The sequence below is a fragment of the Flavobacterium sp. Flavsp81 genome (assembly GCF_059491325.1).
Genome location: NZ_CP168505.1, coordinates 1,097,685 through 1,113,158 on the forward strand (window position 1 = coordinate 1,097,685; position 15,474 = coordinate 1,113,158).

Genomic DNA, 15,474 nt, shown 5'->3' on the forward strand with positions numbered 1-15,474 from the left:
TTACTAATTGGTATTACAAAGTATAAAAATATATATAAAAAACAACAAATTCGTAAAAAATTTAACTTTTTATCAATCCGTTAACAAATTTAACATTTTTGTTTAAACAAAAATTTGCTTTTTGATTCGTTTTCGGAAAATTACTAAACTCATCCGAATACTCAGCACCTTTTGCATCGTATTCATAATGTCCAAAATAATTTTCCAACTCACCTGCTTCAACTATATAAGCGTTAAATTCAATCTTGTTGTTAATCAATTCTTCTTTGTATTGTGCGACAAAATTCGTAATAATTTCGATACCATCATAATTTATTTTGACATTTTTATACATAAAATCATAAAAAACCGCTTTATTTTGTGAAATATTCAAATAATCAGCAATCCTATTATCAACTATATCGTTTTCGAAAAGTGTTTTAAAACTTGTAACAAGTGAGAAAAATATAAATTTTCGGGTTACTTCTCTCGAGTAATCATTTTGAAAATGACCGGCTTCAAATAAAATAGTAGGAACTCCTAAATACTGAAATGTATCTCCTATACAGTTAATATTAAATGAATCATCAAAACGTCCAATTTGTCCAGGGATATGTTTTTCAAGCTCATCATTAATGGCAGCAATTAAATTAATGGCTTTTAATCTGTTTTCATTAATTTCTCTTTCTTCATTATAAGAAGGAGCCAAAAATGAAACAGTAGCAGGTTTACCCGTTTCGCCCGCACCAAAAATAGTACGCTGATCGTGCAGATTAAAACAATAATGCGGTTTAAAAGTTTCAAAAACTTCACGCAGCACCTTACTTTCAGGCTGCGTCAGGTTTTGGGAGTCTCTGTTTAAATCAATTTCATTTGCATTTGCACGAGTATATAACGCTGCACCATCAGGATTTAATATCGGTATACAGTAAAAAGTAAAAGTTTTAAGCATTTTTTCAGCAAATTCCGACCCGCTGTTTAAGACATTAATAAAGTCAAATAAAGCTTTGGTAGTTGTGCTTTCATTTCCATGCATTTGCGACCAAAGATAAATTCGGGTTTTACCAGTTCCAATTTCGTAACTATATATTGGTTTATCCAAAACCGATTTGCCAATAATCTTAACCTGATTATCTATATTAATTTTCTCTAATAAAGGCTGAATGTGTTCTATAGTAAGGTAGCGTCCTTCAATAGACTGCTCTTTGTTTTGATTAAATAATTCTTCTAAATTCATGATCTTTTGATTAGTTTACAAAAGTAAACATCTTTATTTTTACAATTGTAAACATATAAAATTTACTGAAATTTAGAAATGTAAACATCTTTTTTAATCCTAGGAAAAGCTTTAATTCTCTAATAGTTGACAAATGTTACTGGTGTTAATTGAAACACATAAATAACTGTAAATTAATGTGTTTAATGGTATCATGTATAGTTATAAATTAGAACTTATTGAGTATTAAATCTAATTCTAATATAGAAAATAGGTTATGTTATTTCTTTTAATTACATTTGTAAACAGCTAACTTATAAATAATAATTTACAATGGTAAACATCGATGATTTTGTAAAAAGGCTTGAAATTATACTGGATTATTATACGCTAAATGCTTCTTCTTTTGCAGACAAAATTGGTGTTCAGCGCTCAAGTATGTCGCATCTTCTTTCAGGAAGAAACAAACCCAGTTTAGATTTTGTATTAAAGATTTCAGAAGTTTTCCCCGAAGTTGATTTATATTGGATTTTAAATGGTAAAGGAGATTTTCCTAAAAGTGATGACAATGTGATTTCAAAAAAGCAAATTGCTGATAACATTTTAGCAACAGCTCCTTCCTCTATGTCTTCAAATGAAAATTATATTACTGAAGATTTATTTTCTAAAATTGATAATAGCGAAAAGGAAAAAACACAGTCAGGAAATATTCAGGAATCTAAAAACACAAAATTTGATCCTGAAGAAAATGAAATAGAAAAAATTGTGTTCTTTTATAAAAACGGGACATTTAAGGTATATATCCCGTAATTTGAAATTTAGCGCGTTTTTGAAAAATTTTAAAAATATTTTTCATTTAAGCGATTCTCAGGTAACTTTAAAATACTTAAAAAATTAAAGCTGAAATCCGTTTTTATGAATTTTCCCTAAAACGGTTTCATAATGTTTTTTTAAAATTTGTAAATCCGCTTCATAATCTCCGGTAGGGAAAAATGCTTTTCCAAGATTTACTTCTTTTTTGCCCCAGTCAAATGCAACAGGGATAATTGGCACGTTTGCTTTTAAGGCAATATAATAAAATCCGCTTCTAATTTCCGAAACTTCTTTACGGGTTCCTTCGGGAGCTACGGCGAGGCGAAAAACTTCTTTTCTTTCAAAAATAGAAGCTATCGCATCAACTTTATTCAAACCACCGGAACGATCCAGAGGCTCACCTCCTACACTTCTAAAATAATAGCCTAACGGGAATTTAAACAATTCTTTCTTGCCTACCCAATTCATCTCCAAACCAGATATGCCTCTTGTGAAAATTCCTAAATAAAAATCATGATTACTGGTGTGCGGCATTACCATCATCACACACTTTTTTACTTCAGCATTTTCAATCCCTGTTATTTTCCAGCCCATTAGCTTAAAAAAAAGGAATTTATAGAATTGTTTCTTCATTAAAATTTCATATTTCGCACAAAATAAAAAAAAATTAAACTAAATTTGAGTAAAAGCATAAAAATGATTCAAAAAATATTTAGCTATTTAATTCCAATCAAAATATTCACAAAAAAATCAAAACGCAGTAAAATGATTGAGGTTACCTGGGCTAATGGCGAATTGGTTTTAGATTCTGAAAACACCAATTACTCTTACGGAAGTTTACAGCGTATATTAAGGTATGGTTTAAAAAATATTGGTTTTAAAACTATTCAGGAAATGAATCATGTATTGGTTTTGGGAGTTGCCGGTGGAAGTGTTATAAAAACCCTGGTGAATGAAATTGAATATAAAGGCAAGATAACCGGAGTTGAAATTGACTCGGATATGATTCAGATTGCAAATGAATATTTTAATCTCAGTCAAATTAAACAACTAGAAATTATTATTGATGATGCTTTTGAATTTGTTTTAAAAACTAAAAATCTCTATGACTTAATTATTATAGATATTTTTGAAGATACAAATATGCCCAACTTTTTATTCGAACGCTTTTTTAGCGAAAGAATATGTTCAATGTTAAAAAATCAGGGCTTTGTGCTTTTTAATACCATGATTCTTGATGAAGCACATAATATCAGAAACAGGAAATACATTTCTGAAATTAATCAGGAATTATATTCTACTAAAATGTTACCTCGTGTAGAACATCATAATGAATTGATTATTATTGAAAAAGTAACCTAAACTCTTTATGAAACCTCTTGTAACCATATTAAAAACCCTTCCCCCTGCGAAAGTTATCGATTCAACTATTGATTATTCTAAATATATTGCCTTAGATTTATCTATGACAAATCAGGAATTGGTTAAAATAAAATCTAAAAATTCAGCTGATTTTGAAAAATTTATTGCCGATTATTTAAAAAAGAATAATGGCAAAGTAGCCTTTGGTGGTTATATTGAAGGTAGAGCTTTATACCAACGGAGTCCCATTTTTAATAATGACTTGTCTCCTGAGCGCAACATTCATATTGGTCTTGATTTATGGATAGAAGCCGGCACTCCCGTTTTAGCAGCTCTTGATGGTAAAATACATAGTTTTAAAAATAATACAAGTTTAGGAGATTATGGACCTACAATAATTTTAGAGCATGAAATTGAAAATCAAAAATTTTATACTTTATATGGACATCTATCGTTAGATAGTATAGAAGGAATCAATATTGGGAAATTTTTTAAAAAAGGAGAATTTTTAGCACGTATTGGAAATTCAGAAGTTAACGGAAATTATGCACCTCATTTACATTTTCAGATTATTAAAAATATAGAAGATTATTGGGGAGATTATCCGGGAGTTTGCAATACAGGTGATTTAAATTTTTATATTGAAAATTGTCCTGATCCAAATTTATTATTAAAAATAATATAAATAGCTATGAAGAAAGCAGGATTGATTATATGTTTGTTGTTATTAATTGGTTGTAAATCTAAAACAACCAGCAGAGACACGGAAGATTTAAAAATAAAAAAAGTCTCAGCTGCTGAAGTAGATTCAAATGAGCAAAACAAAGTTTACAAATTAGGGAGAAGAGTTCTGGAAACTTGCAATACATCCAAGTTTAAACCTTTTAATGAAACCGAAGTGACTAAATCTGTGATGGAAAATACAACTGAAGAACGGTTGACTAAAACTTGTTTAAGGTTTAGACAATATTACGGAAGCTTTATTGATTTGAAATTGGACGGTGTTTATAAAACTAAACAAGAAACCATTTATCGCTATCATGCTTTGTACACAAAAAAAGTTGCCAACAAAGAACTTCGAATTTTTGTGAATGAGGAAAATTTAATTACTGCCATAAAATCAATGGATTGGGATGAAAAATTCGACTCTAAAATAATTGAAAAATAAATTTACTGTTATGAATTTAAAATTACCCTTTTTTTTGTTTCTTTTACTTTCAACATTTGCAAATGCTCAACAGACTATGAGTGTTAAGGGATCAAAGCCTTTTCCGGCAACTGAAAATTATACTTTTATTTGTGAGAAGTATGTACTGACTGGAGAAGTTGATGTGCAAATTGCAAAAACAGATAAAGGAGGTATTTTAAAACTGACAATTGCGACAACGAATGATAAAACAAGAATTTCAGGAGGCGTCTACGTTGATTTAGTTAATGGAGATGTGATTGCTTGTGTGGACAAGAACAGTAAGGAAACAGCAGATGGGAAAACCACTTCTTATTATTATTTTACACCAACTGAATTATTAAAACTTAAGAAAACTGATATTCAGGCAATTAGATTTATTGTTGCAGGTAGTTCAAATACTTTTGGAAATCAAACGGGTTATTTTACTGCTGTTAATAAAAAGAATTATTTTTCTACTGCATTCGATAAATCTAAAAAAACCTTTGATACCGCCAAAGCAATTAGTCTTTTATAAGTATTATTTAACCAAAATAAATCTTACATTTATAGTCTAATTTTATATAAATGAATCCGAACGAAAATTTAATTACTAAATTTTATACTGCTTTTGCAAATGGTGATGCTAAAACCATGAGCGAATGTTATCATCCTAAAGTACATTTTATTGATCCTGTATTTGGTCTTTTAAAAGAGGAGCAAGTTTCTGAAATGTGGGAAATGCTGCTTTTAAAAAGTAAAGGTGACATAAAAATTGAATTTTCAAATGTAAGAGCTGATGAATTTTCAGGATCTGCCCGTTGGGTTGCTACATATAATTTTAGTAAAACCAATCGGAAAGTAGTGAATAAAATTTCTGCTGAATTTCTTTTTCAGGATGGTTTGATTATTAAACACACTGATAATTTTGATGTTTGGAAATGGTCGAAACAAGCTTTTGGGTTTACCGGATATTTATTAGGATGGACTGGATTTTTTCAGAACAAAATAAAAGAACAGGCTTTATTATCCCTTAAGAAATTTCAGCAATCTAAATAATTTTAATCCAATTAACTACCCTTTTAGAAGGAGTTAATTCTGATTATATATCTAATGTCCTAAATTTTCCAATTCTTTTGGATCGTGTTTGTGTTTAAACAAAACTGCAAAAGCAATTGCAATAATCAAGGCATATGCTGCAAAAGACAGCCATATGGTGTGCCAGTCTTTCATTAAAATCGGATTACTAAAAATCCCTTCAGCCGAAATTGAATTTCCCTGAGATTTTACAAAATCCAACATTTTTGAATTTGAAGTATCAGTTTGTAAAAATGTTGCCAGTTCAGAAGTAGTTGTAAAAGATTTTGTAAAATATTTGTCAATAGCCCAACCTGATGTCAAACTTCCCAAGACTGCGCCTACCCCATTTGTCATCATCATAAATAATCCCTGTGCTGAAGATCGGATTTTAGAATCGGTATTGCTCTCTACAAATAAGGAGCCTGAAATATTGAAAAAATCAAATGCCATTCCGTAAACAATACATGATAAAATAATCATCCATAAACCTGTAACAGGATCTCCAAAAGCAAATAATCCGAAACGCAGCACCCATGCTAACATACTAATCAGCATTACTTGCTTGATTCCGAAACGTCTTAAAAAAAACGGGATTGCCAAAATAAATAAAGTCTCAGAAACCTGGGAAATCGACATAATAATAGTCGAGTATTTTATCACAAAAGAATCTGCATATTTTGGAAAATGCTTAAATTCATCTAAAAAAACATCTCCATAAGCATTCGTTAACTGCAAAGCTCCACCCAAAAACATAGAAAATACAAAAAATAAAGCCATTTTGTAATTTCCAAATAATTTAAAAGCTTCCAGTCCTAAAGTTTCTACCCATGAGGCATTTTCTTTAGTTAAGCGCTGTGGTTCACATTTTGGCAATGTAAAAGCGTAAACTCCTAAAACTAAGGCTCCAATTCCAGCAATATAAAACTGGTATTCTGTTGCCTTACTACCACTTAAATTCGTAATCCACATAGCAACAATAAAACCTATTGTTCCCCATACACGAATGGGCGGAAAATCTTTTACGATGTTTTTATTGTTTAATTTAAGTGAAGTATAGGAAATTGAATTACTCAACGCAATTGTTGGCATATAGCAACACATTGCAGCAAGCATTACATATATAAAATTATCCGGTGTAGTGACTTGGGCAATGCCAAATAAAACTAATGCATAAAGTATATGTAAACCTCCATATAACTTTTCTGCATTTACCCATCTATCGGCAATGATTCCCGTTAAAGTCGGCATAAATAAAGAAGCAATTCCCATTGTTCCGAAAACCAAACCAAACTGAGTTCCTTCCCAGTTTTTAGTTCCAAACCAATAATTTCCAATTGTGATAAGCCACGCTCCCCAAACAAAAAATTGAAGAAAGCTCATTACAATTAATCTGTTTTTAATTCCCATAGATGAAATTGTCTTTAAATAAATGAAGTGTAAAACTACTATTAAAAATGAAATCTACAAACAATTAAACAGTTTTAACAACTTCATTTACCAATTCTAATACTGCAGCAAATTGTTCTTCCCTGCTTAAATAAGAATTATCAATTTCTATAGCATCTTCAGCAATAACTAATGGGGAATCTTCTCTGTGTGTATCTATATAATCTCTTTCGACTACGTTTTTTAAAACATCTTCATAAGATACATTATCACCTTTTTGTTGTAATTCATCAAAACGTCTTTGTGCCCGGGTTTCAGCACTGGCAGTCATGAATATTTTTAGTTCGGCGTCAGGAAACACTACGGTTCCGATATCTCGCCCATCCATGACTATAGCTTTGTTTTTACCCATTTCTTTCTGCTGTTCCACTAATTTGGAGCGTATTTCAGAAACTTCGGCAACTTTGCTCACAAAATTGGAAACTTCGATGGTACGAATTTGTTTTTCAACATTCTCACCATTCAGATACATTTCTGCAAAACCTAAGTTGGAATTAAATTTAAAATCCAATTGAATTTGAGGAAGTGAATCAATTAATTTTTTTTTATCAAAAAAATCAGATTTGATCAGATTGTTCTTCATTGCAAAGAAAGTAACTGCCCGGTACATTGCTCCAGTATCAACATAGACATAAGCAAGTTCATTGGCAAGTTGTTTTGCTAAAGTGCTTTTTCCGGTAGAGGAAAAGCCGTCTATAGCAATCGTGATTTTTTTCAAAGTGGTGATTTTAATTTATAGGAATTTATTATTGCTTAATAATAAATATTTAAAAGTATGTTTGACTTAGAAGTATCAATAATTTTTTCAATTCTTTTAAAAAATTGCTCATTTACCATAGGGCATCCATGACTACGGCTGATATAATGATCTTGTTCTTCGTAAGGAACTGCTGAATAATGATGTAAAACAATAGCTCTTTCCATTGCTTTGCTGTTGGTTTCATCTAAACCGGCCAGTCTGTATGCTTTGCCAAAAATTCCCTGATAATTTTTTCCGATAGCATATCTGCCTAAAGAAGTACAATTAGAATTAGGTTCATTGCTAAACTTCAAACTGCCCTTTACCCCTGTTTCAGAACCACATCCATGAGCAACCAGGCCTTGATCTAAAATTTTATTGTTTACTAAATCATAAACAAAAAAACGATTTTTTCCTGATGGAATTTTCATATCAACAAAAAAAGCAATTTTAGAATTGTACTTTGGATTATTATTAATCATCGTTTTTATTCCATCAATCTGATAATTAATTCTTTCAAGTTCTAAACTGTTGGGCTCATCTTTAAAGTAAGGTTTTGAACTTGTGAAAAGAACTCCTGCTATAACAAATAAAATAAAATTAAATATTTTCATAATTACTATTGAAGATTAATAATTAAACCAAAAAGACTTGTATTTGCTGCTAATGTATATTTAGAATACGAATAATTAAATTTTAATCGATTCATTTTTAATCCAAAACCTAATGAAATTCCTGAAAAATTGCGTTGCTCTTCGATTCTCAATTCTTCGGCTCTTCTAAAATTATATCCTAATCTTATGTTGAATGCTTTTTGCGGAAAAAGTTCTACTCCAAAAATCACATGTCTCAAAGCATTATTTACAAATGAAACTTTCTCTTCATTTGCTGAACCATCAATATTGCCTTCTCCACGAACCGGATTCGAGAACGAAATATTCCATTGTTGTAAATTTTCTAAAGAAAGATGCCATCTGATTGGCACATGATCCAATTCTTGCGAAACTCCTGCAATAATTTCAAGTGGTAATTTTTCCTTTACACCTGAATAGGTTGTAAACTGGGTTCCGATGTTACGAATTGCCAATGCCCAATTTACATCATTTCTTTCGTCTATAAATAAAAAACCTAAATCTAATGCACCGCCAACAGAATTATAACTTTCTAAAGTCGATGTTATTAATTTAGCATTTGCTCCAACATGTATATCTGTATTAGGAATATTGTATGCATAACCAACAGAAAGCGCTCCTTCACTGCCTGTAAAATCTGATGTAGCCTGGCCATTTTCATCATAACCTTCAAAAGTACCATAATTTATATAGCTTATACCAGCATACAAGGTTTGCAGATGTCTGTCATATGTATAGGCATAAGAAGCTGTTCCATAAGATGCTTCTCCATAATAATTACCGTAATTCATAGCCAGATGATTATCCATATCAGCATTTAAAGTGGCAGGGTTAAACATTACCTGATTAACATCTTCATCATAAATTGTAATCGATTTTCCTCCTAAGGCTGCCTGTCTTGGGGAGGTTGTTAAGTTTAAAAATTGATATGTATACCGCCCTCCTATCTGACCGAAAGAAACGGACACAAAAAATAAAAAAAACAGAACAAATTTTTTCAACATTTTGTTAAGAGCTTAATCTGCATTATAACGCAAATGCGAAGATAAAATTATAATTCTGAAACATTTAAATTTTTAAATATAACTTTTTTACAACACGGCAAAATTACAAAAAAAATAATTACAAATACAAAAAACAAGCCCAAAAAATGGATTTTTTTTCATCCTAATTTACTGAACTTGAATTATTTAAATGTTTTGTAAATAAAATATTGATAAACTTAATTTAAAGTTTTAAATCATCAATATCATTATAGTGTACTTTTTGAATTATTGTACCATTTTGAATAACAACAATACTTGGGTTTGCTCTTTCTATTGTTTTCAAAGCCGTCGCATCACAAAAATAAAAGTCAAAATTTAAACCAAATTGTTTTTTAGCTTTGAGAATTTGATCTGTTCCCGAAGCTGTCATTCCTATTACTTTGTAACCCTTAGTCTTGGCTTCCTGATTCAGTTTCTCCAATTTTTTCATCCCATCAGGATTTGACAAAGCCAAATCATAAGTTACAAATACTAATAATTTTGGTTCTTTCAAAAGTTCTTCCTTATAATCAGAATCATCTTTAGTCATTGTAAAATCATGAATCGGCGGCACATAACCTTCTGTAATGACTTTATCTTTTCTGTCAATAAAAGTTGCCCCTTCAGGAATATTCATTAAATCTTTTTCGCTAAACTCTTTATTAACACCATTGACTTTATAGATAAAAATCATTTCAACTACTGATTTTGGAGCACCTTCAGGAATCTCCATTCCTTTCTCAATATTGGTACCGACTTTATAAGGACGAAAATCTTTTATTGGATTATGGTTTAAAACCCAAACAGCCATAAAAATGCATAAAATAATACTTGCATACGTAATGATATTGGTTACAGTATTTGAAAATAAGGGTTTTACTAATTTTTTATTGATAAACAAGATCAGAATAAAGAACAGCAATATAATATCTTTTGTAAATGACTGCCAAGGTGTTAGATGTAAGGCATCGCCAAAACAGCCACAGTCTTTAACTACATCAAAGTAAGCGGAATAAAAAGTCAGGAAAGTAAAGAAAATAATTAAAAGCAATAAGCACCAAATTGTAGCTTTAGCTTTGTAACCGACAAGCAGCATAACTCCCAAAACTACTTCTAAAATTACCAGAAATAGTGCCAGCCCTAACGTAAAAGGCTCTAAAAATGGCATATTGAAAACAGGTTCACTAAAATATTCTGTCAGTTTATAAGAGAAACCAACAGGATCATTTAGCTTTATTAATCCTGAAATGATAAATAATACACCGACAAATAGCCGAGAGAATTGAGTAATGATGTTTTTCATAGGTATAGGTTTAATGCAAATTCCAAATTCAATTATCTTAGGCGTAGTTTAGAATTTATAATTTATTTAATTGGGTTTAAAATCAAGGCAAAAACGGAGTAATTAATCATATCCTGATAATTAGCATCAATTCCTTCAGACACTAAAGTTTTACCTTTGTTGTCTTCTATCTGCTTTACGCGAAGTAGTTTTTGAAGAATTAAATCGGTCAGTGAACTCACACGCATATCTCGCCAGGCTTCCCCGTAATCATGATTTTTGGCCTCCATTAATTCTTTTGTCAATTTAATTTTGGCATCATACAATTCGGTTGCTCTTTCAACATCTAAATCCGGCTGATCAACAACTCCTAATTCTAGCTGAATCAACGCCATAACCGAATAGTTAATGATTCCGATGAATTCTCCTTTTTCATCTTCATCAACTTTACGGATTTCATTTTCCTGCAAACTTCTGATTCTTTGGGCTTTTATAAAAATCTGATCTGTTAATGAAGGCAGTCTTAAAATCCGCCAGGCACTGCCATAATCTTTCATTTTATTGATAAATAAAGTACGGCAAACCGTAATTACATTATCATATTCAAGGGAAGTATTCTTCATTTATTGCTGTATATTTGCTAAAATTTCTTCAAAAATAAGGATAATATTAAAGAGTTTCAAGTTTCAGGTTTTCTTTTACTCCAAGTTTTTAAAAAGAACCTGAAATTCCGACAACTTGAACCTGAAACAAATAAAACTTGAAATAAAAATGACAATTAACTGTAAAGGCCAGCTTATTGATTTGTCAATTCCTAAAGTGATGGGAGTTTTGAATGTAACACCAAATTCATTTTTTGATGGAGGCAAATATAAAAATGAAGATGAGATTATTTTACAGGTAGATAAAATGCTTTCTGATGGTGCCACATTTATAGATGTTGGTGCTTATTCAAGTAAGCCAAGTGCCGAATTTGTTTCAGAACAGGAAGAGATTGACAGAATTGTTCCTGTGATCGAGTTGATTTTAAAGCATTTTCCTAAAGCTTTATTATCGATTGATACTTTTAGGTCCAAAGTAGCAAAAATAAGTATCGAAAATGGGGCAGCCATTATAAATGATATTGCTGCCGGAGAATTAGACGAGAAAATGTTTGATATTATTGCACAATATAACGTTCCGTATATTATGATGCATATGCGTGGAAACCCGCAAACAATGCAGAGCCTGACACATTATGATGATATTATAAAAGAAATGCTGTTGTATTTTTCTGAAAAAGTAAAAAAAGCCAGAAGTCTCGGAATTAACGATTTAATTATAGATCCGGGTTTTGGGTTTGCAAAAACAATCGATCAGAACTATGAGGTTTTACAAAAAATGAAACTTTTCAATTTTTTAGAATTACCAGTTTTAGCGGGTGTTTCGAGAAAATCCATGATATATAAAACGCTGAATAATTCGGCTCAGGAAGCTCTAAACGGAACAACGGTTCTAAATACAATTGCATTAACAAAAGGTGCTAAAATACTCCGTGTTCATGATGTTAAAGAAGCAATGGAATGTGTGACCTTATTCAGTAAACTAAATTTATAACAATTATGAAATACTTTAGTTTAATTCTTGTCTGTCTTCTTTTTTCTTGTGGAAACAAAGAAGATATTTTATTGCCAAAATCAAATGTTTCAATAATTAAAAATGTCGAAGATCTTTCGCCTGTTTATATCTTTTTTAAAACAAAGGGAAAAGATACCCTGGCAGAAGTAAATCGTAAAAACAGTATTATTTCGACCAATTGGATTTTCAATATAGATAAACGCCTGCCACTTAAACTAGTAATTCCTGAAGTAATGAAACTTCAGGAAAAAAAACGGGCTGAAAAAGCTCATAAAAATGAAAAAGCCGAAAACTATTATTCGTACGCCGATTCTGTCGGGAAAAATTTAGCCTTTTTGCCTTTCACGAAAGTGTATTATAAAATGGACAAACCATCATTAGGTGAAGGATTTATATTTTACTTTAGAAAAGGAAATAATTTTGTTTTACTTAATAAGGATGTTGAAGTTAAAAAATCAAACGTTCTAAATTATTTTTATGCTATTAATTTTGCCATTAACCCTGAAATTATATTATTATTTGATAAAAATATGAGCTATCAGGAATATCTTCAAAATAAAATTTTAATTAAAAAATTAGATAATTTTAATGATAAAACTCCAAAAGAATTTATATTCTGACAATTCCCACTTTTGCTGCTGTAGCTTTCGCCTGTGGAATTAATGATTTTAAATTAGCGATTCTGGTAGCATCTGAAGGGTGAGTACTCAAAAATTCCGGAGTTCCGGCTCCTCCTGATTTAGCAGACATTCTGGTCCAAAATGCAATAGAATCATCCGGATCATAACCTGCTATTGCCATAAGTGTCAATCCTATTTTATCAGCTTCACTTTCATTGCTTCTGCTAAATGGAAGCATTACTCCTACTTCTGAACCCAGTCCATAATATTTCTGCCACATCTGCTGATTTTCGGCACTTTGGTTTCCTGTAGCAACTGCTACTCCTACCGCTCCCAACTGTTGCAATTGAGCTGCACTCATTCTTTGGGCTCCGTGATTTGCCAGAGCATGCGAAACTTCATGTCCCATTACTGTAGCTAAGCCGGCATCATTTTGTGTAATTGGCAAAATTCCGGAGTAAACAACGATTTTACCGCCAGGCAAACACCAGGCATTAACTTCTTTATTTTCAACTAATTTATATTCCCATCTGTAATCTTTGAGGTATTGAGACTGTCCTAAATAATTTAAATATTTTTCGGCTGCAGCTTTTATTCTCATTCCCACATTTTCTACTCTTCTGGCATCCGATGTACCTGAAATAACTTTACTTTCTTTAAGGAAAGCATTGTACTGTTGAAAAGAAGATGGAAACAATTCGCTGTTTGAAACAAAATTAATATCTTTTTTTCCTGTGATGGGATTCGTTGCACAAGAGCAAATTAAAAATATAGTAAAAGCGTATGGAAATAAATATTTTTTCATGATTCTGGATTTTTGATATAGCGAATTTAGTTTAAAAAAACATTCTTCCTTTATACAATTTGAGGAAAAAGTAATATAATTTTAATCAATTCTTATTAATTTAACGGCTTTACAAGGTTATTATGCTTTATAGTTCATTGATTTACAACAACATTATAATAATCTTTAAATTATGTGTAAATAAAAATCTTCCAAATCTGCACAAATTATCTGCAGATTGGAAGATTCTAATAATCAAGTGCTGTTTTCAATTCACCACTATTAAAAATTTATCTGATGTTTTCATAAACAGTTCTGTTATTAACTGGCTGTATTGCACGGAAATTTTCTTCCTCGTAAATATCCGCGTAATCCTCTAATTGATCACCTGTCATCTGAATATTATTCTTGAATACAATCCATATTACCGGTCCCTGGTTTGGAGTTGAATCCAAATTTGGGGTTGTCAGCGAACCACTGTAGCTATAATATTTTCCGGTATCTGAAGGCATGATAGAACTCAAATAAAAAGTATCGCTCATCGCATTTATACCTTTATCTGTTGGAGATCCGTCGATAAGTGTTTGCAAAGCACTATTAACAGTTCCGGTTTTGATAACTACTCCCAAAACTGCATAAGCTCCTGTTGCTGATTTGTTTACAAAGTGAAGTTCCATGGTACCATATTCTCCATTAATATTGTGTTCGCTATGACGGTGAAAGTGAAATTGTTGCAATTCATATTTCATTCCCTTAATCGTAATATAATTGTTTGCTTTATCGGTAGTTGATAAACTTACTTTTAGGTTTTCGCTTGTGTTTTCTACACTGCTTAATGTTATTGCATTATAATGAATAACAGGATCCGTAGTATTCATTTTTTCGGTAGCACTTGTGTTGATGCTAATAGGCGATTGTCCCTGAATATTGGTTGTTCCAAGAGGATAATTATAACTTACTATGCCTTCAGGAAATTCCGTATTTGTTTCATTTGATTCATCTTTATTACAAGAAACGAACATTGCAGTTACTATTAATGCAATACTTATTTGTTTGATATATGCTTTCATCTTTTAAGTGTGTGTATTTTATTTAATTATTGTTTTTGGAAATTTCTTTAAAAACCAATAGAAAGAACATCTAAAAAGAGATTTAAATAGAAGCTTACTTCCAGATTAATCTATTTTGATCTGTCTTTGATTTGAATTAAAGATTTAACGGACAATTAAATTAAAAATGTGGCGGACGAAAAACTGAAGAAATAAACCTGAAAAAATAATTTGAAAGGATATTGTTTTGCAGGTTAGCCAAAATAATTAAGCCAGCAAAAAGGTTCGGTTGCTGGATTTTTATATTCTTTTTTTTTGAGGAAACTATTCACCCGGGATTTGTTATGAGAATTTCTCTTATTATTATGTTTCTGATAGGGTAAAGCGATTGGGGCGTTTGTCTTTTTTTGAAAAACAAGGTTTGAAACAAAACTGCTGTTTTTAATTGATACATCTCTTTTAAAATCAATAGATTGACCAAAGGATATAAAAAAACTAGAGACAATAATTACCCCTAATGAAAAATAGAAATGAAGTGATATTTTAAATGTATTTTTCAACAATTTTATTCTGGTTTTTTTAAATATTTTGGTTTTTGGTAATTGGCTGCAATTTGCATTAAAGCATTAACACAGCAATATTAATTAACATATTTTTATTTGTTA

At 30.8% G+C, this 15,474-nt stretch carries 19 protein-coding genes; 8 read left to right on the forward strand and 11 right to left on the reverse strand.

Annotation, left to right across the window (positions count from 1 at the left end; translation table 11 throughout):
• Positions 1-61: 61 nt before the first annotated feature.
• Positions 62-1,216: a M14 family metallopeptidase gene (locus ACEN92_RS04555; RefSeq protein ID WP_495641187.1), complete on the reverse strand. Its 1,155-nt coding sequence runs from the start codon at positions 1,214-1,216 to the stop codon at positions 62-64.
• 312 nt (positions 1,217-1,528) lie between these two features.
• On the opposite strand from ACEN92_RS04555, the gene ACEN92_RS04560 reads away from it, so the two are divergent.
• Positions 1,529-2,005 (forward strand): helix-turn-helix transcriptional regulator, encoded by a 477-nt coding sequence (locus tag ACEN92_RS04560; protein ID WP_495641188.1) that lies wholly within the window; start codon positions 1,529-1,531, stop codon positions 2,003-2,005.
• A gap of 84 nt (positions 2,006-2,089) precedes the next feature.
• On the opposite strand, the gene ACEN92_RS04565 is transcribed toward ACEN92_RS04560, so the two are convergent.
• Entirely contained in the window at positions 2,090-2,641 is a 552-nt protein-coding gene (locus ACEN92_RS04565; RefSeq protein ID WP_495641189.1) for a 1-acyl-sn-glycerol-3-phosphate acyltransferase, read from the reverse strand.
• Between the two features lie 63 nt (positions 2,642-2,704).
• Here ACEN92_RS04565 and ACEN92_RS04570 point away from each other — a divergent pair, with 63 nt between their 5' ends.
• From ACEN92_RS04570 to ACEN92_RS04590, 5 genes are read left to right on the forward strand one after another with little or no spacing between them, the layout of a single operon-like run.
• The gene (locus ACEN92_RS04570; protein ID WP_495641190.1) at positions 2,705-3,370 is read left to right on the forward strand and encodes a spermidine synthase; all 666 of its coding nucleotides are present in this window, start codon (positions 2,705-2,707) and stop codon (positions 3,368-3,370) included.
• Positions 3,371-3,377: 7 nt separating this feature from the next.
• Positions 3,378-4,055 carry a peptidoglycan DD-metalloendopeptidase family protein gene (locus ACEN92_RS04575; protein WP_495641191.1) on the forward strand — a complete coding sequence of 226 codons (678 nt, stop codon included), beginning with the start codon at positions 3,378-3,380 and terminating at the stop codon, positions 4,053-4,055.
• Positions 4,056-4,061: 6 nt separating this feature from the next.
• Positions 4,062-4,538 carry a hypothetical protein gene (locus ACEN92_RS04580; protein WP_495641192.1) on the forward strand — a complete coding sequence of 159 codons (477 nt, stop codon included), beginning with the start codon at positions 4,062-4,064 and terminating at the stop codon, positions 4,536-4,538.
• A 10-nt stretch (positions 4,539-4,548) separates the two neighbouring features.
• The gene (locus tag ACEN92_RS04585) at positions 4,549-5,073 is read left to right on the forward strand and encodes a hypothetical protein (RefSeq protein WP_495641193.1); all 525 of its coding nucleotides are present in this window, start codon (positions 4,549-4,551) and stop codon (positions 5,071-5,073) included.
• A 50-nt stretch (positions 5,074-5,123) separates the two neighbouring features.
• Entirely contained in the window at positions 5,124-5,594 is a 471-nt protein-coding gene (locus ACEN92_RS04590) for a nuclear transport factor 2 family protein (RefSeq protein ID WP_495641194.1), read from the forward strand.
• 51 nt (positions 5,595-5,645) lie between these two features.
• On the opposite strand, the gene ACEN92_RS04595 is transcribed toward ACEN92_RS04590, so the two are convergent.
• The 6 genes from ACEN92_RS04595 to ACEN92_RS04620 form a co-directional block, all read right to left on the reverse strand.
• Positions 5,646-7,022, reverse strand: a complete 1,377-nt coding sequence (locus tag ACEN92_RS04595; protein WP_495641195.1) for a nucleoside permease — start codon at positions 7,020-7,022, stop codon at positions 5,646-5,648.
• 64 nt (positions 7,023-7,086) lie between these two features.
• Positions 7,087-7,779 carry a (d)CMP kinase gene (cmk, locus tag ACEN92_RS04600; RefSeq protein ID WP_495641196.1) on the reverse strand — a complete coding sequence of 231 codons (693 nt, stop codon included), beginning with the start codon at positions 7,777-7,779 and terminating at the stop codon, positions 7,087-7,089.
• A 35-nt stretch (positions 7,780-7,814) separates the two neighbouring features.
• Positions 7,815-8,414 carry a murein L,D-transpeptidase catalytic domain-containing protein gene (locus ACEN92_RS04605; protein ID WP_495641197.1) on the reverse strand — a complete coding sequence of 200 codons (600 nt, stop codon included), beginning with the start codon at positions 8,412-8,414 and terminating at the stop codon, positions 7,815-7,817.
• A 5-nt stretch (positions 8,415-8,419) separates the two neighbouring features.
• Complete coding sequence (porQ, locus tag ACEN92_RS04610) at positions 8,420-9,436, reverse strand: type IX secretion system protein PorQ (protein ID WP_495641198.1); 1,017 nt, start codon at positions 9,434-9,436, stop codon at positions 8,420-8,422.
• A gap of 223 nt (positions 9,437-9,659) precedes the next feature.
• Positions 9,660-10,760 (reverse strand): BT_3928 family protein, encoded by a 1,101-nt coding sequence (locus ACEN92_RS04615; protein WP_495641199.1) that lies wholly within the window; start codon positions 10,758-10,760, stop codon positions 9,660-9,662.
• A 62-nt stretch (positions 10,761-10,822) separates the two neighbouring features.
• Complete coding sequence (locus ACEN92_RS04620) at positions 10,823-11,362, reverse strand: DUF1599 domain-containing protein (protein ID WP_495641200.1); 540 nt, start codon at positions 11,360-11,362, stop codon at positions 10,823-10,825.
• Between the two features lie 148 nt (positions 11,363-11,510).
• Here ACEN92_RS04620 and folP point away from each other — a divergent pair, with 148 nt between their 5' ends.
• Positions 11,511-12,335, forward strand: coding sequence for a dihydropteroate synthase (gene folP / locus ACEN92_RS04625; protein ID WP_495641201.1), 825 nt, complete (start codon positions 11,511-11,513; stop codon positions 12,333-12,335).
• A gap of 5 nt (positions 12,336-12,340) precedes the next feature.
• Positions 12,341-12,976, forward strand: coding sequence for a hypothetical protein (locus ACEN92_RS04630; RefSeq protein ID WP_495641202.1), 636 nt, complete (start codon positions 12,341-12,343; stop codon positions 12,974-12,976).
• On the opposite strand, the gene ACEN92_RS04635 is transcribed toward ACEN92_RS04630, so the two are convergent.
• The 3 genes from ACEN92_RS04635 to ACEN92_RS04645 form a co-directional block, all read right to left on the reverse strand.
• Positions 12,966-13,781, reverse strand: coding sequence for a M48 family metallopeptidase (locus tag ACEN92_RS04635; RefSeq protein ID WP_495641203.1), 816 nt, complete (start codon positions 13,779-13,781; stop codon positions 12,966-12,968). The genes ACEN92_RS04630 and ACEN92_RS04635 overlap by 11 nt on opposite strands.
• A 269-nt stretch (positions 13,782-14,050) precedes the next feature.
• Positions 14,051-14,830 carry a carbonic anhydrase family protein gene (locus tag ACEN92_RS04640; RefSeq protein ID WP_495641204.1) on the reverse strand — a complete coding sequence of 260 codons (780 nt, stop codon included), beginning with the start codon at positions 14,828-14,830 and terminating at the stop codon, positions 14,051-14,053.
• 233 nt (positions 14,831-15,063) lie between these two features.
• Positions 15,064-15,369: a hypothetical protein gene (locus ACEN92_RS04645; RefSeq protein ID WP_495641205.1), complete on the reverse strand. Its 306-nt coding sequence runs from the start codon at positions 15,367-15,369 to the stop codon at positions 15,064-15,066.
• Between the last annotated feature and the right edge of the window lie 105 nt (positions 15,370-15,474).